Genomic DNA, 21,333 nt, shown 5'->3' on the forward strand with positions numbered 1-21,333 from the left:
AGACTGTACAGGAGGGTGAGCCCCTGGTCGAACTCACCCCGCGTACCCGTCCGGTCACGGCACCAGCGCGTCGATCGCCCGCACGATCCGCTTGTCGGAGACCGGGTACGCCGTGCCCAGGGCGTGCGCGAAGTAGCTGACCCGCAGCTCCTCGATCATCCAGCGGACCTCCCGCACCGAGGAGGGCACCGGGCGGCCCCGCGGCAACTGCTCCAGCAGCCAGGCGTACTCGTCCTGCATCTCGTGGACCTTCTCCATGCGGGTGGTGTCCCGCTGCACGGCCGTCGGCATCTGCTGCAGCCGCCGGTCCGCGGCTACCAGGTAGCGCATCAGGTCGGGCAGCCGGCGCAGGCCCGCCCCGGTCACGAAACCGGGCCGGACCAGCCCGTCCAACTGCTCGCGCACGTCCTGCAGGTTCGCCAGCAGAGCCGGACTGCGTGCCGCCTTCAGCCGGCGCTCGCAGGCCTGCCAGGCGGCCAGCACCTGCTGCACCCGCGCCACCGTGCCGACGGTCGTGTCGACGATCTCCGCGCGCACCCGCTCGTACAGCTTGCGGTACGACTCCTCGTCCCACGCCGGTCCGCCGAAGTCCGCGATCAGCTTGTCCGCGGCCGCCGTCGCGCAGTCCTCGAACAGCGCCGGAATCGAACCGTGCGGATTCGCCGACAGCGCCAACTTCTGTGCGTTCGTCAGCTTCTCGGACGCAAACTTTGCCGGATTGACCGGAATGGACCGCAGGATCAGCCGGCGGGTGCCCTTCCACATCGCCTCGGCCTGCTCCGCCTCGGTGTCGAACAGCCGCACGGAGACCGTGTCGCCGTCGTCGACGAGCGCCGGGTACGCCTTGACGGGATGGCCCGCGCGGCGCGTCTCGAAGACGCGGCTGAGCGTGCCGATCGTCCAGTCGGTCAGGCCCGCCCGCTCCAGCGACTCCCCGCCCCGACGGGACGCGGTGGCCGCCGCGGCCTGCGACAGCGCCTTGCGCGCCCTGGGCTTCAGCCGGAGCCTCAGCGCCTCCAGGTCCTTGTCCTCGGCGACCTTGCGGCGCCGCTCGTCGACGATCCGGAAGGTGATGCGCAGATGGTCCGGCACCTTCGCCCAGTCGAAGTCCTCCGCCTCGAACGGCACGCCGACCATGCGCTTCAGCTCCCGCGCCATGGTCGCCGTCAACGGCTCCCCGGCGGCGTCCCCCTGCTCGGGTCCGGCCGTGTCCGGTGCGGGCGCCGCCTTCTCCAGGAACGCCTTCGCGTAGTTCGGCGCCGGTACGTAGTTCCGGCGGATCGGCTTGGGGAGCGAGCGGATCAGTTCCGTCACCAGCTCCTCCCGCAGTCCGGGGATCTGCCAGTCGAAACCCGCCTCGGTGACCTGGTTGAGGACCTGGAGCGGGATGTGCACGGTCACACCGTCGGCGTCCGCGCCCGGCTCGAACTGGTACGTCACCCGGAACTTCAGCCGGCCCTGCCGCCAGGTGTCCGGATAGTCCGCCTTGGTGACGGCCTCCGCCGACTCCCGGACGAGCATCTCCCGCTCGAAGTCCAGGAAGTCCGGCTGCTCGTGCCGCTTCCGCTTCCACCACGAGTCGAAGTGCGCGCCGGACACGACGTGTTCGGGCACCCGCTGGTCGTAGAAGTCGAACAGCGTCTCGTCGTCGACGACGATGTCCCGGCGCCGGGCCCGGTGCTCCAGCTCCTCGACCTCGCTGAGCAGCCTGCGGTTGTCGGCGAAGAACTTGTGGTGGGTGCGCCAGTCGCCCTCGACGAGCGCGTTGCGCAGGAACAGCTCGCGGGACAGCTCCGGATCGATCCGCCCGTAGTTGATCTTCCGCTGGGCGACGATCGGGACGCCGTACAGCGTGACCTTCTCGTAGGCCATCACCGCCGCCTGGTCCTTCTCCCAGTGCGGCTCGCTGTACGTCCGCTTCACCAGGTGTTCGGCGAGCGGCTCGACCCACTCCGGTTCGATCTTCGCGTTGACCCGCGCCCAGAGCCGGCTGGTCTCCACCAGCTCCGCCGACATCACGAACCGCGGCGGCTTCTTGAACAGCGCCGACCCCGGGAAGATCGCGAACTTGGCGTTGCGGGCGCCGAGGTACTCGTTGCGCCCGCCCTCCTTGCGCGGCCCCTGGTCCTTGTTCTCCCGTACGTCCTTCATGCCGACGTGGGACAGCAGTCCCGCGAGGAGGGAGAGGTGGACGCGGTCGGCGTCGGCGTCGCGTTCGTCGAGGTGGATGCCCATCTGCTTGGCGACCGTGCGGAGCTGGCTGTAGATGTCCTGCCACTCGCGGATGCGCAGGAAGTTCAGGAACTCCTGCTTGCACATCCGGCGGAAGGACGAGGAGCCGCGCTCCTTCTGCTGCTCCCGCACGTACCGCCACAGGTTGAGGAAGGCCAGGAAGTCGCTGGTCTCGTCGCGGAAGCGGGCGTGCTGCTGGTCGGCCTGCGTCTGCTTGTCGGCCGGGCGCTCCCGCGGGTCCTGGATGGACAGCGCGGACGCTATGACCATGACCTCGCGGACGCAGCCGTTCCGGTCCGCCTCCAGCACCATCCGGGCCAGCCGCGGGTCGACGGGCAGCTGGGCCAGCTTCCGCCCGGTCTGCGTGAGCCGTTTGCGCGGGTCCTGCTGCGCCGGGTCGAGCGCACCCAGTTCCTGCAGCAGCTGCACACCGTCCCGGATGTTGCGGTGGTCCGGCGGGTCGATGAAGGGGAACTTCTCGATCTCGCCCAGGCCGGCCGCCGTCATCTGCAGGATGACGGACGCCAGGTTCGTCCGCAGGATCTCCGCGTCGGTGAACTCCGGCCGGGCGAGGAAGTCGTCCTCGCCGTACAGCCGGATGCAGACACCGTCGCTGGTCCGCCCGCAGCGGCCCTTGCGCTGGTTGGCGCTGGCCTGCGAGATCGGCTCGATGGGCAGCCGCTGCACCTTGGTGCGGTGGCTGTAGCGGGAGATGCGCGCGAAGCCGGGGTCGATGACGTACTTGATGCCGGGGACGGTGAGCGAGGTCTCCGCCACGTTCGTCGCCAGGACGATCCGGCGGCCGGTGTGCGGCTGGAACACCCGGTGCTGCTCGGCGTGCGACAGCCGGGCGTACAGCGGGAGCACCTCGGTGAACCGGTACTTCTTCCGGTTCAGCGCGTCCGCGGTGTCGCGGATCTCCCGCTCCCCGGAGAGGAAGACCAGGATGTCGCCCCGCCCCTCCGCCATCAGTTCCTCGACGGCGTCGGTGATCGCGGTGATCTGGTCCCGGTCGGCCTCGTCGCCGTCCTCCTCCAGCAGCGGCCGGTACCGCACCTCCACCGGGTACGTCCGCCCGCTGACCTCGATGATCGGCGCGTCGCCGAAGTGCCGCGAGAACCGCTCGGGGTCGATCGTCGCGGAGGTGATGACGACCTTCAGGTCGGGCCGCCTGGGCAGCAGCTGCGCGAGGTACCCGAGCAGGAAGTCGATGTTGAGGGACCGCTCGTGGGCCTCGTCGATGATGATCGTGTCGTAGGCGCGCAGCTCGCGGTCGGTCTGGATCTCCGCGAGCAGGATCCCGTCGGTCATCAGCTTGACGAAGGTGGCGTCCGGATCGACCTGGTCGGTGAACCGCACCTTCCAGCCGACGGCCTCCCCGAGCGGGGTCCGCAGCTCCTCCGCGACCCGCTCGGCGACGGTCCGCGCGGCGATCCGGCGGGGCTGCGTGTGCCCGATCAGGCCCCGCACGCCGCGCCCCAGCTCCATGCAGATCTTCGGGATCTGCGTGGTCTTCCCGGACCCGGTCTCACCGGCGACGATGACCACCTGGTGATCGCGGATCGCCTCGGCGATCGCGTCCTTCTTCTGGCTCACCGGCAGTTGCTCGGGGTAGCTGACGGCGGGCAGGCGGCCGCGCCGCGCGCCCATCCGCGCCTCGGCCTTCGCGACCTCCGCCTCGATCTCGGCGAGGACGGCGGCACGGGCCTCCGGCTTGCGGATCTTGCGCGCGCCTTCGAGCCTGCGCCCGAGCCGGTGCGCATCGCGCAGGGAAAGCTCGGTCAGGCGGGCGGCGAGGGAGCCGAGGGCGGGGGCAGGGTGCGTAGACATACGGGATCCAGGATCTCATCCCCGGGAAATTCCTGGCGAACGCTTTTGCCGGGAAGGACTGACGGTCCGCCGGCATCCGCTCCCGTCCGTCGTTGTCCACCGCTGCCGGCGTCAGCGGCCGGTGTCGGACATCAGTGGGCCGCTCGACCGATTGCGACTCGGGCGGCTCACGGCGCCGTGGCTCAGTCGGTGGGAACGAAGCCACCGTGCAGGTGCAGTGGCAGGCCGGGAACGGTGAGCTTGCCTCCGGCTTGGCGGACGAGCCAGACCGGGACGCTCTCCTCGTACTCCTCCCACCGGGCCCACTGGCGGAACCAGACTCCGATGCGCCATGTGCCCTCGGTGCCCTGGACCAGGAAGCAGGCGTCGCCTTCCGCCGTGCTCGCCCACTGGACCATGCCGCCGTCGTCCCGAGGGAACACCGGGTGGGGAATCGTGTCGGGAAAGAGCTCCTGGTGGAGCGGAGCCATGCGCTCAATCGTTTCGAACATGTCGAGCGTGACGGACTGCGGATGCAGCACGTGCAGGAAACGGCCGATGGTGCCCGGACCGAACGCCGCCACGAACTCCTTGTAGTCCATGGGCAGCGGCCCCGTCGAAGCCTCCATCTCTTCCCAGGCATCCACCGTGGAGTAGCCGCGAGGCGCACCGAAGCAAGCCTCGAGATCACTCGCGGACAACATGATCAGTTCCCTCTCCGCCGGCTCCTCGCAAGCGTGCGCCACGCTCCGTGCCGGGGTGAAGGCGGGTGGGTGAGCGGCCGTCTTCCCCGTCGCTCCTGGAGCCGTGGCTGTTCAGGTCACCCTCGGCGTGTGCGTCCACGCGTCGGCGGAGGAGAAGCGGAAGGCGTTGACGCAGCTCGGCAAGCTCTTCCAGCAGAGCCGACCTGAGACCCACTGCCGTCGTACTGTCGCCAGGACGGTGACGAAAGACCCCCGCCGGAATCCCGGCGGAGGTCTTCTCGCTGTTCAGCGCTGTGGCTGGGGCCGGGGTCGAACCGGCGACCTTCCGCTTTTCAGGCGGACGCTCGTACCAACTGAGCTACCCAGCCGTCGAGGCTTTCGCAAACCTCAGCGGTCCTGACGGGATTTGAACCCGCGGCCTCCACCTTGACAGGGTGGCGAGCACTCCAAACTGCTCCACAGGACCAAGCTGCTGCGTACGACAGTGTCGCACACGGTGACGCGTGCCCCCAACGGGATTCGAACCCGTGCTACCGCCTTGAAAGGGCGGCGTCCTAGGCCGCTAGACGATGAGGGCTATCGGCCCGCCTGGGCGCTTCTCAGCGCGTCGGGGACGTGAGAAGCATATGGGATGGCGGGAGGTATCGCCAAAACGGTTTCCGGACCGGGATCCCGGCCCGGATCCCGGCCGGGCCGGGGCCGTCTACGGGGCTGTGGCCGGCCGGGTGGGGGAGGGGGCCGGTGCGGGGCTCGCCGAGCCGCTCCGCGGGCGTTCGGCCGGCCCGGTCGCCGACCCGCCCGGCGAGGCACCGGCGGAGGAACCGGTCGTGGCGCGGGGTGAGGGGCCGGTGGAGGAGCCGTCCGAGGGGCCGGTGGAGGGTGTCGGGGAGGGGGACGCGCCCGGCTGGTTCTCCTTCGGCAGGTGCCGGCTGACCTCGGCCGTCGTCAGCCCCAGACCGCCCAGGTGGATCTCGTCCCAGGCCTGGAGGCGGTGCGTGGTCCGGTCGAGGTAGAGGATCGACGCCTCGATCGGGTCGGGGTACTTGCCCTCCACGGCGCGCAGTCCGCTGCCGCCGGTGGAGCCCTCGACCCGCAGCCGGGTCCCGTACCGCATGATCTCCGTCTTCTCGTGGTGGATGTGCCCGGCCAGCACGAGCGGCACCTCGCCGTCGGTCTCCCGGGCCGCGACCGGCTCGTGGGCCACCGCGACGTCCACGGGGGCGCCCGCCGCCTGCTGGTCCCGCAGCGCCGAGGCCAGTCTCGCCCCGGCCAGCCGCTCCGCCGCGTCGCCGCCCGGCGAGACCGACCGGTCGGGGGTGAACCGCGGGTCCCCGATGCCCGCGAAGCGCACGCCGGCGACGGTCACCGCGCGTCCGTCGTCCAGGACGTGCACGTTCTGCAGACCCAGGAGGTAGCGCTGGGTGACACGGGAGTCGTGGTTGCCGCGCACCCAGACGTAGGGGGCGCCCAGGTGCTGGATCGGATCCAGGAAGCCGTTCTCCGCCGCGGTGCCGTGGTCCATGGTGTCGCCCGAGTCGACGATCACGTTGACCTTGTACTGCTGCACCAGGGAGGCGATGATCTTCCAGCTCGCCGGGTTGAGGTGGATGTCCGACACGTGCAGCACCCGGATGGTGGTGGGGTCCGGGCGGTAGGCGGGCAGCGTGGACGTGACGTCGTAGAGCTTGGTCACGTTCGTCACCAGCCGTGCCAACTCCTGCTGGTAGACGTTGAACTCGGTGACGATGTTGCGCGCGTTGCCGACCACGGAGGGCGCGGAGGACAGCAGTCCGGAGAACTTCGGCTCCAGCACCGACTTCGGGTTCCAGGTGGCGTACGCCATGCCGGCGGAGGCGGCCAGCAGGCTCAGCGCCAGGCCCCCCGCGGCGAGGGCCCGCCGGGGCCGGCGGTAGACCGCGAGGCCGAGGGCGGTGGCGCCGGCGACGACCGCGACGGAGGAGCGCACCGCCAGGTCGCGGGTGCCGTGCTCGACGTCCCGGGTGACCTCGTGCTGCAGCCCCGAGAAACGGTCGGGATGGTCCACCAGGGCCTGCGAGCGGACGGGGTCCAGCCGGTCGACGTTGACGTCCAGGCGCAGCGGCGCGTGGTGGCTGTCGAGCTGCAGCGCGCCGAGCGGCGACACGTTGATCTTGGTGCCGCCGGTCAGGGACGGGCGGAGGGTCATGGTGGTGTCCATGGGGCCCACCGGGGTGCGCACGTTCCCGACGATCAGCAGGCCCAGCCACGCGCCGACGATGACCACGCCGACCAGCCCGAAGGCCTGGACCCACGGGTTCTGCCGGGGTGCCAGCTCGAGGCGCGGTGCGCGGCGACGGCGGCGGAGCAGTCGGGCGAGGGCGGCAAAGAACGCCCTGCGGAATCGGTTCACACGGTTCAGGCAGGTCAGGGCTGCGACACGGACGCGGGCCATTGGTCCCGTATGCCCGGATGGGGCCCGGGTATGCGGTGCCGGTCCGCGTGCGCCCCGCGCTGCGCCCCTCGCCCTGCTTCGCTCCCTCCGTCCGCCCTCCCGCCCGCGTTCCCGTCCGGGTTCCTGTTCGTGTTCTCGCACGGGTCCAGGATGCGCCCCCGTGCGCGGTGTCGTGCCGGACAATGGCCGTGTGCTGGAGATGACGCGCGAGGAGTTCGAGGAACTGGTCGCCGAGGCCCTCGACCGGATCCCCCCGGAACTGATGCGGCTGCTGGACAACGTGGCGGTGTTCGTGGAGGACGAACCGCCGGCCGACGACCCCGGGCTGCTCGGGTTGTACGAGGGGATCCCGCTGACGGAGCGGGGCGAGTGGTACGCGGGGGTGCTGCCGGACCGCATCACCGTCTACCGGGGGCCGACGCTGCGGATGTGCACGACGCGTGACGACGTGGTCGCGGAGACCGAGGTCACCGTGGTGCACGAGATCGCCCACCACTTCGGCATCGACGACGCCCGGCTGCACGCCCTCGGGTACGGCTAGGGGACCCCGGCACACCCGCGCGTGTCCTGACACGGGTGACGGGAGTTGGGCATGTTGACTCTCCCTCACGCCCCGGAGGTGGCCCCGTGCGCCCCTTGAACCTGCCCGTCCGCCTGGCCGCCGCCGTCCTGGGCGTCACCGCCGCCGCAGGGTGCATGAGCGTGGGGGGCGGGGGCGGGAGCCTGCCGTCGCAGCCGGCGGTGCGGCAGGGCGGTGCGCAGCCCGACGGCGGTGCGGCGGCGCCGGGCCACCCGCACGTGCGCGGCGGTGCGGCGGGCCGGGGCGAAGGGCACGGGCACGCGGAGGATGCCAAGGCGGGGCAGTCGGCGCCGGCCGCCTCGGCCTCGCCGTCGGCGGAGGCGAGCGTGAGCGCCGATGCCGCTGCCGCCGCCTCGCCGGAGACGACGCGGAGCGGGGCGCCCGCGGGCACCCCCTCCGCGAGCCCGGCGCAGCCGAGCCCCACCCGGTCCGGTCCGTCGCCGGAGCCGACCGAAGAGCCGTCTCCGCAGCCCTCGCAGTCGTCCGCGCCGCCGTCCGCGGAGCCGTCCTCGTCGGCGCACGGGACGGCCGGGGTGACCGGTGTGCAGCTCGCCCAGCAGGAGCCGGCCCCGGCAGCCGGGACGCCGGCGTGAGTGCGCCCGGTGGGTGCCGGCTCCGTGCGTCCGGTGGGTGCCGGCTCCGGCGGAGGGGCGGCCGGTGGATCTGCGGGGTCTGCCGGTGGTCGCGCGCCTGGCGCGTCCCATCCGACGTCCTGCGCCGGAGTTCCGACGTCTTGCGCCGGAGCTCCGACGTCCGGCATCGGAGGCCCGACCGACCGGATGCCCGGCGCGCCCGAGGCCTGGTGCCGGGGCGCCCGGTGTCCTGCATCCGGCGCCCTCCGGGCCCGGGCGGACGGCTCAACGGCGTTCGGTCGGCGGACGGTTGAGCCTGGATGCGGTGAGCGGGTCGCGACGGGGCGAGTGGTGGGGCGAGCGGCGGGCCCGGGAGCGGCGCCGCCGGCGGGTCGGCGCGGGTGGGACGGCTCGGTTTGCCTTCCGGGGTGAGGGGTGCGTATGGTGGTAGATCGTTTGATCCCATTTGCCCGGCGCCGTCGCAGAGCGCGCCGTGTGGCGCGTACTCTCCCTTGCCGTGGCGGACCGCATTGAGGCGGTCGGATGCGATTCACGGAGTTGACGGGCGCGTGCCGACGAGACTCCGGAAGGTTTCGCATTCGCATGTCCTTTGCCAGTACCGAACACGCTGTGGTGCCCGAGAACGAGCCCGCCGCCGAGGGAGCCGGTGACGCTCCCGAGATCACCTTCGCCGACCTCGGCCTGCCCGAGGGCGTCGTCCGCAAGCTCGCCCAGAACGGCGTCACCACCCCCTTCCCGATCCAGGCCGCGACCATCCCGGACGCCCTGGCCGGCAAGGACATCCTGGGCCGCGGCCGCACCGGCTCCGGCAAGACCCTCTCCTTCGGCCTGCCGACGCTGGCGCTGCTGTCCGGCGGCCGCACCGAGAAGAAGCGCCCCCGCGCCGTCATCCTCACCCCGACCCGCGAGCTGGCCATGCAGGTCGCCGACGCGCTCCAGCCGTACGGCGACGTCCTCGGCCTGCGCATGAAGGTCGTGTGCGGCGGCACCTCGATGGGCAACCAGATCTACGCCCTGGAGAAGGGCGTGGACGTGCTGGTCGCCACCCCGGGCCGACTGCGCGACCTCATCAACCGCGGCGCCTGCTCGCTGGAGGACGTGCGGATCGCCGTTCTCGACGAGGCCGACCAGATGTCCGACCTGGGCTTCCTGCCCGAGGTGACGGAACTCCTCGACCAGGTGCCCTCCGGCGGCCAGCGGATGCTCTTCTCCGCGACGATGGAGAACGAGATCAAGACCCTCGTCGACCGCTACCTCGACGAGCCGGTCTCGCACGAGGTCGACGCGGCCCAGGGCGCGGTCACGACCATGTCGCACCACATCCTCGTGGTGAAGCCCAAGGACAAGGCGCCGGTCACCGCCGCCATCGCCTCCCGCAAGGGCCGCACCATCATCTTCGTGCGCACCCAGCTGGGCGCCGACCGGGTCGCCGAGCAGCTCCGGGACGCCGGTGCGCGGGCCGACGCGCTGCACGGCGGAATGACGCAGGGCGCCCGGACGCGCACGCTGGCCGACTTCAAGGACGGCTACGTCAACGTCCTCGTCGCGACCGACGTGGCGGCCCGCGGTATCCACGTCGACGGCATCGACCTGGTCCTCAACGTGGACCCGGCCGGCGACCACAAGGACTACCTGCACCGCGCCGGCCGCACGGCGCGCGCCGGCCGCACCGGCACCGTCGTGTCGCTGGCCCTGCCGCACCAGCGGCGGCAGATCTTCCGCCTGATGGAGGACGCGGGCGTGGACGCCCTGCGCCACGTCATCCAGGGCGGCGCGGCCTTCGACCCGGAGGTCGCCGAGATCACCGGTGCCCGGTCCATGACCGAGGTCCAGGCGGAGTCCGCGGGCAACGCCGCCCAGCAGGCCGAGCGCGAGGTGTCCCAGCTCACCCAGCAGCTGGAGCGCGCCCAGCGGAGGGCGGCCGAACTGCGCGAGGAGTCCGACCGGCTCGTCGCCAAGGCTGCCCGTGAGCGCGGCGAGGACCCGGCGGCCGCCGTCGCCGAGGCCCAGGCCGTACTGGCCGAGGCGGTCGAGTCCGAGGCCGCCGCGGTGCCGGAGCAGCCGGTGGCCCGGGACCGCGCCGAGCGGACCGACCGCACTCCCGCGGCCTCGCCGTACGAGCGCCGCGAGCGTCGCGAGGACCGGGGCGAGCGCGGCGGCTTCGGCCGGGACCGCGACCGTGGTTCCGACCGCCGGGACGGCGACCGCGGTGGCCGTTCCTTCGACCGCCGCGACGAGCGCCGCCCGTTCGAGCGGGACCGCGACCGTGGTTCCGACCGTCGGGACGGCGACCGCGGTGGCCGTTCCTTCGACCGCCGCGACGAGCGCCGCTCCTTCGACCGCGATCGTGACCGGGGCCGCGACCGCGAGCGGGGTGGCCGCGGCTTCGAGCGCCGGGACGGCGAGCGGGGCGGCTTCCGCCGCGACGAGCGCCGCCCGTTCGACCGCGACGGCCGGTTCGACCGCGACCGCGACCGCGACCGCGAGCGGGGTGGCCGCGGCTTCGACCGCCGCGACGGCGAGCGCGGCGGGTTCCGCCGCGACGAGCGTGGCGGGCACCGCGGCAGCGACCGCCCCTACAACCGTGAGCGTCCCGGCTTCCGTTCCGGTGGCCACGAGCGCCCCCACGGGCGCCGCGACGAGCACCGCGGCGGTGGCACGCACGGCCGCCGCGAGGACAAGCCGCGCTGGAAGCGCAACAGCTGACGCCTCACCCGCTCACAGCCTGGGCCAGGGCCCGCACGACGTGGTTCGTGCGGGCCCTGCCGCGTTCTCCGGGAAACCGCACCGGTCCGGCCCGTCCGGCATGTTAGGCCTGTTCGGCCTGCCGGTCCGGCCTGTTCAGCTGGTTCGGCCTGTTCTGCCGGTGCGGTCTGTTCAGCTGGTTCGGTCGGTCCGGTCGTGCCGCGCGCGGTCGGACGGGACGGGTCGGATGAGGCGGCTCCGGGACGTTGTACCGAGACATCGGTGCGAGAGGTCCCCCGGACGTCGGGAGGGCATCGGGAGGGCGTCGGGAGGGGCCGGGGCGCCCCGACGGGCCTCGGCAGGCCTTCGGCGCCCTCGGCGGGCCGAGGGGCGGCTCGAGGGATCGGGGGACGGCTTGGGGCCGGTCCCCGCGTGCCGTCTGTCGTGCCGTCAGACGAACTCCGTCCTCCGCCGCCGGAACCGCCCGTCGACCCCGGCGACGCGACGTGTACCGGATACCGGATCGGAGACGCGGCTTCGTCCGGCTATGCTCGGGGGAGCAACATCGCCAGGGCCCTTAGCTCAATTGGCAGAGCAGTGGACTTTTAATCCATTGGTTGTGGGTTCGAGTCCCACAGGGCCTACCGGTGGCGGGGGAGGGAGAAGCCCTCTGACCTGCGAAGGAGCGCCTCGATCGGTTTTTTCGGTCGGGGCGCTTCGAGGTGCAGGGGTCTGTGCGTGAGCGACTGTGCCGGGTGACCGACGGGCGGGCCGGCGCCCCAGCCTGTCCAGGGTGTGCGCCACCATGGTGTCGCCACTTCGCGCATACGCCGAATACGCCTGAAGGCCCGGACGATGCACGTGCGCCCCGCTCGGTCGCCGTCCACGAGGCCTCCTCGCCGTCGAATCCCGGATGGTCCACCGCAACTGCAGCGCCGTTCACGATTCAGCTCGTAGGCGGTTGACGGGATCCCGTCCGATCACTTCGATCGGGCGGGATCTCTGCGTTTCGCAGGACGGGCGGCAGACACCCCTGACGGGCGGCGCCCGTAGTCCGCTGTTCACCACCTCCTCCGCGAGCAAGAATGGTCCGCATGTCTGCGATCCCCGGTGGCACGACCGCCTTCCACGGCCTGCCAGCGTTCCTCGCCCAGCCTCGCGTCAATTCCCTTGCGCTGTCCGCCGACGGTGGCCGTCTCGTCGCCGTCGTGCAGACGCTGTCGGAGGACCGGACCAGGTTCGTGTCCGGGCTGTGGGAGATCGATCCGGCCGGGGCGCGCGAGGCGCTGCGCCTGACCCGGTCGGGGAAGGGCGAGTCCGGGCCCGCGTTCGGCCCGGACGGGGTGCTGTACTTCCTGTCGGAACGCGAGGACGACAGTGAGGAGGGCAAGCACGAGGGTGCCGCGCTGTGGGCGCTGCCCGGGCGTGGTGAGGCCGCCGTCGTGGCCCGGCACCCGGGCGGGATCACCGCGTTCACCGTCGCCCGGGACTCCGGCGCGCTGGCCCACACCGCCGGGCTGCTGCCCGGGGCCGCCGACGCCGACGCGCACGGCAAGCTGCGCACGGCGCGCAAGGACGCGAAGGTCACCGCGATCCTGTACGAGGCCGGGCCGACCCGCGCCTGGGACCGCGATCTCGGCCCCGAGGCACAGCACACCTTCGTGCGCGCGGGGGCCGAGGGCGCCGCGGTCGACGCCGGCGGGCAGGGCGTCGGCCTCGAGCGCCCCGGGGATGTGGCGCTGTCGCCCGACGGGACGCGAGTGGCCTACACCCGGTTCGTACCCGGCCGGGTGCCCGCCGAGAACCGCACTGCCGTGGTGGTGGCAGACGCGGCCACCGGCGAGGAGGTCTTCGTCCTGGGCGATGTGGAGCACCTCTACGAGGCGCCGGTGTTCACCCACGACGGCTCGGCGGTCGTGTGCTCGCGGATGACGTGGCCGACTTACGACGAGTCGATGGACATGACGCTCGTCCGGGTCGGCGTGGACGGCGGCGAGGCCGTCGATCTGCTGCCCGGGTTCGACAACTGGCCCGTCGGCGCCGTCTGTTCGCCGGCCGACGACGCCCTCTTCTTCGTGGCCGATGTGGAGGGGCACGCGCCCGTCTTCCGGCGGGACGCGGACGGCACCGTGACCCGGCTCACCGCCTCGGGCGCGTACGGCTCGCTCTGCGTGGCCCCCGACGGGCAGACGCTGTACGCGCTGCGCAACGCGATCGACTCGCCGCCGCGGCCGGTCAGGTTCGAGGCCGGCGCCGCCGATCAGACGCCGGTCGAGCTGCCCGCCCCCGGTGCGTTCGACGCGCTGCCGGGCACCCTCACCGAGGTGCACGCCGACGCGGCGGACGGGTACCGGCTGCGCGGCTGGCTCGTGCTGCCCGAGGGCGCGTCGGCCGAGAACCCCGCGCCGCTGCTCGTCGCCGTGCACGGCGGGCCGCAGGGCAGCTGGAACGGCTGGACCTGGCGGTGGAACCCGTGGCCGTTCGCGGCCCGCGGCTACGCGGTGCTGCTGCCCGACCCGGCCCTGTCGACCGGCTACGGTCAGCAGGGCCACCGGCGCGGCTGGGGGCAGTGGGGCGGGGTCCCGTACACGGACGTGATGGCGCTGACCGACGCAACCGAGGCCCGTGACGACATCGATGCCGCGCGCACCGCGCTCGGGGGCGGCTCCTACGGCGGCTACATGGCCAACCGGGTCGCCACGAGCACCGATCGGTTCAAGGCGATCGTGAGCCACGCGGGCCTGTGGGACCTGCGGTCCTTCCAGGGCGACACCGACGCGCCCTGGTACTTCCGGTGCATCTTCGGGGACCCGGTGACCCGGCCCGAGCGGTACGAGGCGCACTCGCCGTACCTGGACGCCGCGAAGATCCGTACGCCGATGCTGGTCATCCACGGTGCGAAGGACTACCGCGTGCCGGTCGGCCAGGGCGCCGCGCTCTTCCAGGATCTGCAGCGGTTCGAGGTGCCTGCGAAGTACCTGTACTTCCCGGACGAGAACCACTGGATCCTCACCCCGGGCCACATCCAGGTCTGGTACGAGGCGTTCCTGAACTTCCTCGACCACCACGTCCTCGGTGCCGAGTGGCAGCGGCCCGAACTGCTGTGACCGCGGGCGGGCGTCGTGAATGGTGGGTCTTTCCCGGGGCCAGCGAACACCGAACAGGGGGAACCAGGGCCGGCGCGGTAGAGGTCCGGCCGCTCACACCAGTTGAGGGCGCTGGCGACCTCGTCGCGGATCTGCTCGTCGAGCCGCTGGCCAGCAGGCTCTTCTGCGTGAGCGGCGTGAGCGGATGGTGGAGTACAAGTCGCCATGAGGTGGATCGCGCCGCACGACGGATGCGATCTGACCAGGTGGTTTCGGACCCTGAAGCACCGCTCGGAAGCACCCGGCAAGCTTCGGCCAGGACTTTTGATCCATTGGATGTGGGTTCGAGTCCCACAGGGCCTACCGGACCCCTCGGGGTCAGAACCCCCGCTGACCTGGTCAGACGGGGGTTCCGTGGTTTCCGGGGCCCTGCTCGGCCGGCGAGTCCGCGGCCGAGGCGGTCCCCGAGCGCACGGGCCGGCCCGTCCGGCGCGGTGCCTCGGCCGCGGTGAGGCCGGCGGCCCTGCCCGCGCGACGGAACCGAGGGGCGTCGTCGGCATCGACGCCGAACCGCATGCGCCGCTTCCCGAAGGCACGCCGCTGCCCCACGTCGTGGGTACGCCGCGAGCCCGAAAGGCACGCCGGGAGCGGACCTCGCTCGGACGGCGATGAACGGGGGCGGGGTGGGGGTGGGGGTGGGTACACCCTCGAATCGGGGTTTGGAACCAGTGCCCGCGGCCCGCGGCGCGGGCAGAGTAGGACACGTACGAGAACGGTTCCCCGGTCTCCGCCGGCACGGCGGGTCCGGCACACCTCGACAACGGGAGGCGACATGAACGTTCGGGCCGGATTGACGGCTTCAGTGAGAGGCCTGGCCCTGGCCCTGCTGTCCATGGCGTTCTCGCTCGTACTGTTCTGCCTCTCGGTGGTCTCGATCACGCTCATCGTCGTCGGGCTCGGCGTCCTCACAACCCCCTGGATCATGCGCGCCGTCCGCGCCAACGCCACCTTCCGCCGCGGTCTGGCCGGCAAGTGGAGCGGAGTGGATGTTCCGGTGCCCTACCGCACCCCGCCGCGGTTCGAAGGCGGGCTGGTGGGCATGTCGCAGCGTTGCGAATGGCTCCTGAAGGATCCCGCGACCTGGCGGGACCTGCTGTGGCTGATCGTCGACCCGATCGCGGGCTTCGCTCTGGGGATCTTCGCCGCCGGCCTGATCGCCTACGGTGCGTGGGGTTTCGTCCTCGCAGCCGGCGTCTGGCGGCCCATGCGCGACGTCGGCTACTGGTACGGGTTCATCCCGGTCGACAGCCAGCTCACCGCCTTCGCCGCAGCCGGGCTCGGAGTCCTCGTCATCGCCGCCGGACTGCGCTACGACCCCGCCCTGGTGCGCGCTCACGGCCTGCTCACCAAGGCGTTCCTCGCCCCGAACCAGGAGCGTGCGCTGGAACTCCGCATCGAGCGTCTCACCGAGAGCAGGGCCGACGCCGTCGACGTCTCCGCCGCCGAACTCCGCCGTATCGAGCGCGACCTGCACGACGGGGCGCAGGCCCGCCTGGTGGCGATGGGCATGAGCCTCGGCACCATCGAGCACCTGGTGCGCACCGACCCCGACAAGGCCGTCCAGATGCTCGCGGAGACCCGTAAGTTCTCCGCCGAGGCACTGGACGAACTGCGCCAGCTGGTGCGGGGCATCCACCCGCCGGTCCTCGCCGAACGCGGGCTGGGCGACGCGGTGCGGGCGCTTGCGCTGCGCAGCCACATCAGGACCGAGGTCGGCATCGAGTCCGTGGGACGACTGGCGGCTCCGGTGGAGGCGGCCGCCTACTTCGCGGTGTCCGAGATGCTGACCAACGTGGCCAAGCACGCCGAGGCGCAGCGCATCTGGATCGACATGCGGCACGAGGACGGCATGTTGCGCATCACGGTGACCGACGACGGCAAGGGCGGCGCCGACCCCACCCGCGGCACCGGGCTCACCGGCACGGAGCGCAGGCTCGGTGCCTTCGACGGGGTCCTCGCCCTCAACAGCCCGCCCGGCGGCCCCACCACCGTGACCATCGAGCTGCCCTGCGAGGTCCTCGCGGAGGAGACCCGCGCGCACTGACCGTCCGCCTTCGGTGCCCCGGCGAGCACCGGACTCCGGTCGTCGGGCTGGAACGCGCACCGAACCCGGGCGGTCGGGCACCGAACGCACGCGACGCCCACGACCATCCCGCCCCCGACCGCCCCGGCAGGCCCGTTCCGCCGGGGTGGTTAGCGGTCCGGTGCCTGACACCGGTCGTGCCCGGTGCCTGACAGGGCACGACCGCGACCGCGACCGAGCGCTCCGCCGCGGGTGCCGCGAGCCACCGCCTGCCATCCGCGGCATTATGGTGGTGGATCGACCGCTCACCCGGGTTCTCGGCTTCGCTCCGGCCCGGGGACCCCCGTCGCGGCGGAGCCGCGGATAGAGCACCCGCGACGACGGCCCTTCGGGGCGCTGCCCGAACACGGCCGAATCCGCCCGGGCCGCATTAGGGGGAACGGTGCGCGCCGTAGGGGTCGCCGGGCCACCGCCTCCGGCGGCACATGCGGCTCGCGGCGTCGGCGCACTCCTCCCCCTTACCGCACCCCGACGGGTGCGGTAAGGGCTTCTAAGGGGCTCGTAGGGGGAGCGGTCGAGAACGCTCTCCTCATACCGTGGCCGAGCCTGCTTCCACAGGGAGTCCTCTGCGAGGAAGTGGCCGGTGAAAACCATGGATTCCGTCTTCCGGCAGCGGTGAAATTCCTGTCGACGATGAGGAGCGAGCATGCGCTTCGGTCTGATATATCTCCTGCAGAATCCTCGCCCGTGGAGCGAGGACGGTGAGGAAAAGGTGGTCAACGAGGCCCTTGATCAGATCGAACTCGCCGACAGGCTGGGCTTCGACACCGTGTGGGCGTCCGAGCACCACTTCCTCGACGAGTATTCCCACTCCTCCGCCCCCGAGGTGTTCCTCGCCGCGGCCGCCGCGCGTACGAAGAACATCCGTCTCGCCCACGGAATCGTCACCCTGCCGCCGGCCGTCAACCACCCGGCGCGCGTCGCGGAACGCATCGCCATGCTGGACCTGGTCTCGGGCGGCCGCGTCGAGTTCGGCTCCGGACAGGGCAGCACCCAGCACGAACTCGGCGCGTTCGGGATCGACCGCGCCACCAAGCGCGACCAGTGGCGCGAGGCGATAGGCGTCATCACCCGCATGTTCACCGAGGTGCCCTTCACCGGACATCAGGGCCAGTGGATCGACATGCCCCCGCGCAACGTACTGCCCAAGCCGAAGCAGAAGCCGCACCCGCCGCTGTGGGTCGCCTGCAGTTCCCCCGAGACCGTCGAGACCGCCGCCCGCAACGGCGTCGGCGCCCTCTCCTTCGCGTTCATGACGCCCGAGGAGGCCAAGGAGCGCGTCGCGGCCTACTACCGGATCCTCGAGTCCGACGAATGCGTGCCCGTCGGCAAGGCCGTCAACGCCAACTTCGCCGTCGCGCTGCCGTTCCTGTGCCACACCGACGAGGAGACCGCCTACGAGCGGGCCCTCGGCGGTGTCGACTTCTACGTCAACTCCTTCATGCACTTCTACGTGCAGGGCGCCCACCGCCCCGGCACCACCGACCTGCGCACGGAGTTCGCCAAGCGGCCGCCGGTCCCGCCGGAGAACGCGGCCCGCATGGACATGGTGGTCCGCCGCGGCATCGGCACCCCGCAGAAGATCGCCGACATGATCCGGGTCCAGGAGGAAGCCGGCGTCGACGAGATCATCTTCCAGGTGCAGCTCGGCGCCAACAAGCACGAGCACATCTGCGAATCCCTGGAACTCTTCGCCCGCGAGGTCATGCCGGAATTCGCCGAGCGCCGCGAGGCGGAGGAGACCGCCAAGCAGGAACGCCTTGCCGTACCGGTCAAGAACGCACTCGAACGCATCACGGACTCCGACGTGGACGTGTCCGACTACGTCATCCGCACCGACATGGAGGAATTCCAGAACCAGGCGCCCGCGACCGAGAGCTGAGCCGCCGCGGAACGGCGGCACTTACCCACGGTGCGCGAGGCGCGGCCAAGCACTGGCCCCGGCGCGGAAGTTCCACCAGATCTCCCTGCGCCGGGGCCCTCTCGCGCCGCGACACCGCACCCTTCTCCCGCGAAATGGAACTGAGAGGTATTCCGACATGTACGCATTCGAAGAGTCGGACACCATCGATGCCGAACTCGACGCGGTCTGGCAGACGGTGTCCGACGTACCGTCCTGGGCCACCTGGGACCCGCACGTCCTCCAGTGCGGCTTCGACGGCCCGTTCGAGCCGGGCAGCGGCGGCTGGACCATCTCCCGCCTGGTCTCCCGCCAGCGCGGCTACTTCAAGCTCGTGAAGGTCGAGGACAAGCGCTCCTACACCACCGAGTCCCCGATGCCCGGCGGCAAGATGCTGATCATCAACAACTACCGCGAAGCCGGTCCGAGCCGGGTCGAGGTCAGCCGCCGCGTCGAGGTCCACGGCCCCTTCACCCCCGTCTTCCGGCTGTTCTGGGCGAAGGCGTTCCAGGGTGACACCCGCAGCACGTTCAAGGCGCTGGAGCAGGAAGCCCGGCGCCGTACCGCAGAGACGGGCAGCGCGCGATGACCGAAGCGGTGGTGATAGGCGGCGGCCTCGCGGGCCTGCTCGCCGCACGGGTGCTCTCCCGGCACGCGGACAAGGTCACCGTCATCGAGGGTGACGTCTACCCGGACGGCCCACAGCAGCGCAGGGGCCTCCCCCAGGGCCGGCAGAACCACATGCTCATGGCGGGTGGCGCCGAGGCGCTCGACCAGCTCCTGCCCGGTACCGTCGCCCGCCTCACCGCGGCCGGCGCCCACCGGCTCAGGATGGGCGGGGACCTGCTCACCCTGTCCTCCGAGGGCTGGTTCCGCACCTTCGACGACGAGTCGTACACCATCGCGTGCAGCCGGCCGCTGATCGACCACGTCGTCCGCGGCCAGGTGCTGTCCGACGGGACCGTCACCGTCCTGGAGTCCACCAAGGCCGTCGGCCTGACCGGCGACGCCGGCAGGGTCACCGGGGTCCGCGTCGAGCGCGCCGGCCGCTCCGAGGAGGTCGTCACCGGCTCCCTGATCGTCGACGCCTCCGGCAACCGCTCCAAGGCGCCCCAGTGGCTTGCCGACCTGGGACTGCCCACGGTCGTCGAGGAGTACGTCGACGCCGGACTCGCCTACGCCGGACGCGAGTACGAGGCCCCCGTCGAGGCGGCCAAGGACTTCCCCGGCGTCCTCATCCAGACGGTGCCCGGCACCGGACTGCCCGGGAAGGGCGCGGCGTTCATGCCGCAGGAGGACGGCAGGTGGATCGTCTCCCTGATCGGCACCAAGGGAGGCCAGCCGCCCACCGGAGACGAGGAGTTCCTGGAGTTCGCCCGCGAAGTGCGCGATCCGGTCGTCGCCGACCTCATCGGCACCGCCCGCCCGCTGACGGAGGTGCGCGGCTCCCGCGGTCTCGCCAACCGCCGGCGCTTGTACCACAAGCTGCCCGTCCCCGACGGCTTCCTCGCCATCGGCGACGCCGTGATGGTACTCAGCCCCAACTACGCCACCGGCATGTCGATGGCCGCCTTCGGCGCCCTGGCGCTGCGTACCCGCCTCAAGACGCACGGCCTGCGCCCCGGCCTGTCCCGCGCGGTGCAGAACGACATCGCCAAGGCCGGCCTCGGCTCCTGGAAGGCGGCCAGCACCACCGACCTGTTCTTCCCCGGGGTCCAGACCAACATCACCGTCCGCGGTGCGGGCATGCAGCAGAACATGGCCGCCCGCTACGCGCGTACCGCCACGGCCAACGAGAAGGTGCTTCGCGCGGTGTACGAGGTCAGCTCCCTGCGCAGCCCGCAGAGCCGGCTGATGTCACTGCCGCTCCTCGCGGCGGTCATGCGCGGCCCGGACAAGCCGCAGCTCACGTCGGAACAGGCCGCCGCCCAGTTCCCGCAGATCGGCGAGCTGTTCAAGCACGACGCTCACAGGCCCGGACTGTCCAACACCGGCGCCTGACCCCCTGTCGACACCGCTGCAACACCCCATGTGGAAGGAGATGGCCACCTGTGAGCAACGAGGAACGGCTCCTGCAATACCTCAAGCGCACGCTCGCGGAGCTGCGTGACGCTCGCAGATGCCTCGCCGAAGCGGCACGGAAGCCCGACGACGAGTCCGTCGCGATCGTCGGGATGGCGTGCCGCTATCCGGGGGGTGTGGCCTCGCCGGAGGACCTGTGGCGGCTGGTGGCCGACGGGGCGGACGCGGTGTCGGGGTTCCCGTCCGACCGCGGCTGGGATCCGGGGGTGTTCGCCCCGGAACCCGGCACCCCCGGGAAGACCTATGCGCGCGAAGGCGGCTTCCTCCACGATGCGGCTGACTTCGACCCGGACTTCTTCGGGATCAGCCCGAACGAGGCGCTGGTGATGGACCCGCAGCAGCGGCTGCTGCTGGAGACCGCCTGGGAGGCGTGCGAGCGGGCGGGCGTCGACCCGCTGGCCCTGCGGGGCAGCCGCACCGGCGTCTTCGCCGGCGTGATGTACCACGACTACGCTCAGGGCAGGGAAGCCGGCAGCTCCAGCGCCGGCAGCCTGGTCTCCGGCCGGGTCGCCTACACGCTGGGCCTGGAGGGCCCGGCGGTCAGCGTGGACACGGCGTGCTCGTCGTCGCTGGTCGCGCTGCACCTCGCCGCACAGGCGCTGCGCCGCGGCGACTGCACGCTCGCTCTCGCCGGCGGCGTGACCGTCATGTCCAACCCCGAGATGTTCGTCTACTTCAGCACCCAGGGCGGGCTCGCGAAGGACGGCCGCTGCAAGTCCTTCTCCGAGTCGGCCGACGGCATGGGCTGCTCGGAGGGCGCGGGCATGCTCCTGGTGGAGCGGCTGTCGGACGCGCGTCGCAACGGCCACCCGGTGCTGGCCCTGGTACGGGGAAGCGCAGTCAACCAGGACGGCGCCTCCAGCAGTTTCACCGCGCCCAACGGCCCCTCCCAGCAACGCGTCATCAAGCAGGCGCTGTCCGGCTCGCGCCTCTCCCCGTCCGACGTCGACGTGGTCGAGGGCCACGGGACGGGGACGACGCTGGGTGACCCGATCGAGGCGCAGGCGCTGATCGCCACGTACGGCCAGGAGCGCCCGGCCGACCTACCGCTGTGGCTGGGTTCGATCAAGTCGAACATGGGTCATACG

Annotated in this window: 12 protein-coding genes and 4 tRNA genes; 10 read left to right on the forward strand and 6 right to left on the reverse strand. The window is 71.8% G+C overall.

Features of this window, described 5'->3' with window-relative positions:
• Positions 1–54: 54 nt before the first annotated feature.
• The 6 genes from hrpA to ACL02U_RS02000 all read right to left on the reverse strand — a co-directional run bounded on the left by hrpA (position 55) and on the right by ACL02U_RS02000 (position 7,176).
• The gene (hrpA, locus tag ACL02U_RS01975; protein ID WP_412788804.1) at positions 55–4,062 is read right to left on the reverse strand and encodes an ATP-dependent RNA helicase HrpA; all 4,008 of its coding nucleotides are present in this window, start codon (positions 4,060–4,062) and stop codon (positions 55–57) included.
• Between the two features lie 182 nt (positions 4,063–4,244).
• Complete coding sequence (locus ACL02U_RS01980; protein ID WP_412788805.1) at positions 4,245–4,745, reverse strand: hypothetical protein; 501 nt, start codon at positions 4,743–4,745, stop codon at positions 4,245–4,247.
• A gap of 294 nt (positions 4,746–5,039) precedes the next feature.
• Positions 5,040–5,113: transfer RNA gene (locus ACL02U_RS01985), tRNA-Phe, on the reverse strand.
• A gap of 23 nt (positions 5,114–5,136) precedes the next feature.
• A tRNA-Asp gene (locus ACL02U_RS01990) sits at positions 5,137–5,211 on the reverse strand.
• Positions 5,212–5,249: 38 nt separating this feature from the next.
• Positions 5,250–5,322, reverse strand: a tRNA-Glu gene (locus ACL02U_RS01995).
• Positions 5,323–5,448: 126 nt separating this feature from the next.
• Positions 5,449–7,176 carry a metallophosphoesterase gene (locus ACL02U_RS02000; protein WP_412788806.1) on the reverse strand — a complete coding sequence of 576 codons (1,728 nt, stop codon included), beginning with the start codon at positions 7,174–7,176 and terminating at the stop codon, positions 5,449–5,451.
• A gap of 190 nt (positions 7,177–7,366) precedes the next feature.
• Here ACL02U_RS02000 and ACL02U_RS02005 point away from each other — a divergent pair, with 190 nt between their 5' ends.
• The 10 genes from ACL02U_RS02005 to ACL02U_RS02050 all read left to right on the forward strand — a co-directional run.
• On the forward strand, positions 7,367–7,717 hold the full coding sequence (locus ACL02U_RS02005; protein WP_412788807.1) for a metallopeptidase family protein: 351 nt from the start codon (positions 7,367–7,369) through the stop codon (positions 7,715–7,717).
• 86 nt (positions 7,718–7,803) lie between these two features.
• A complete protein-coding gene (locus ACL02U_RS02010) occupies positions 7,804–8,349 on the forward strand; it encodes a hypothetical protein (protein WP_412788808.1) in 546 nt (181 codons plus the stop codon).
• Between the two features lie 582 nt (positions 8,350–8,931).
• The gene (locus ACL02U_RS02015) at positions 8,932–11,055 is read left to right on the forward strand and encodes a DEAD/DEAH box helicase (RefSeq protein ID WP_412788809.1); all 2,124 of its coding nucleotides are present in this window, start codon (positions 8,932–8,934) and stop codon (positions 11,053–11,055) included.
• Between the two features lie 550 nt (positions 11,056–11,605).
• Positions 11,606–11,678 (forward strand) — tRNA-Lys (locus tag ACL02U_RS02020).
• A gap of 450 nt (positions 11,679–12,128) precedes the next feature.
• Positions 12,129–14,141: a S9 family peptidase gene (locus ACL02U_RS02025; RefSeq protein WP_412788810.1), complete on the forward strand. Its 2,013-nt coding sequence runs from the start codon at positions 12,129–12,131 to the stop codon at positions 14,139–14,141.
• 811 nt (positions 14,142–14,952) lie between these two features.
• Positions 14,953–16,224: a sensor histidine kinase gene (locus ACL02U_RS02030; RefSeq protein WP_412788811.1), complete on the forward strand. Its 1,272-nt coding sequence runs from the start codon at positions 14,953–14,955 to the stop codon at positions 16,222–16,224.
• Between the two features lie 685 nt (positions 16,225–16,909).
• Entirely contained in the window at positions 16,910–18,145 is a 1,236-nt protein-coding gene (locus ACL02U_RS02035; protein WP_412788812.1) for an LLM class flavin-dependent oxidoreductase, read from the forward strand.
• A 157-nt stretch (positions 18,146–18,302) separates the two neighbouring features.
• Positions 18,303–18,752, forward strand: a complete 450-nt coding sequence (locus tag ACL02U_RS02040; RefSeq protein WP_412788813.1) for an SRPBCC family protein — start codon at positions 18,303–18,305, stop codon at positions 18,750–18,752.
• A complete protein-coding gene (locus ACL02U_RS02045) occupies positions 18,749–20,164 on the forward strand; it encodes an NAD(P)/FAD-dependent oxidoreductase (protein WP_412788814.1) in 1,416 nt (471 codons plus the stop codon). Before ACL02U_RS02040 ends, ACL02U_RS02045 begins: the two co-directional genes overlap by 4 nt.
• A 50-nt stretch (positions 20,165–20,214) precedes the next feature.
• Positions 20,215–21,333, forward strand: a 1,119-nt coding sequence (locus ACL02U_RS02050) for a beta-ketoacyl synthase N-terminal-like domain-containing protein (protein ID WP_412788815.1), incomplete at its 3' end; no start/stop codon positions are given.

The organism is Streptomyces sp. MS06, assembly GCF_047200655.1.
GTDB lineage: Bacteria > Actinomycetota > Actinomycetes > Streptomycetales > Streptomycetaceae > Streptomyces.

Coding starts and splice junctions, on each gene's coding strand:
- hrpA (WP_412788804.1), bottom strand. CDS start 4,062: ATGTCTACGCACCCTGCCCCCGCCCTCGGCTCCCTCGCCGCCCGCCTG.
- ACL02U_RS01980 (WP_412788805.1), bottom strand. CDS start 4,745: ATGTTGTCCGCGAGTGATCTCGAGGCTTGCTTCGGTGCGCCTCGCGGC.
- ACL02U_RS02000 (WP_412788806.1), bottom strand. CDS start 7,176: ATGGCCCGCGTCCGTGTCGCAGCCCTGACCTGCCTGAACCGTGTGAAC.
- ACL02U_RS02015 (WP_412788809.1), top strand. CDS start 8,932: ATGTCCTTTGCCAGTACCGAACACGCTGTGGTGCCCGAGAACGAGCCC.
- ACL02U_RS02025 (WP_412788810.1), top strand. CDS start 12,129: ATGTCTGCGATCCCCGGTGGCACGACCGCCTTCCACGGCCTGCCAGCG.
- ACL02U_RS02030 (WP_412788811.1), top strand. CDS start 14,953: ATGAACGTTCGGGCCGGATTGACGGCTTCAGTGAGAGGCCTGGCCCTG.
- ACL02U_RS02035 (WP_412788812.1), top strand. CDS start 16,910: ATGCGCTTCGGTCTGATATATCTCCTGCAGAATCCTCGCCCGTGGAGC.
- ACL02U_RS02040 (WP_412788813.1), top strand. CDS start 18,303: ATGTACGCATTCGAAGAGTCGGACACCATCGATGCCGAACTCGACGCG.
- ACL02U_RS02045 (WP_412788814.1), top strand. CDS start 18,749: ATGACCGAAGCGGTGGTGATAGGCGGCGGCCTCGCGGGCCTGCTCGCC.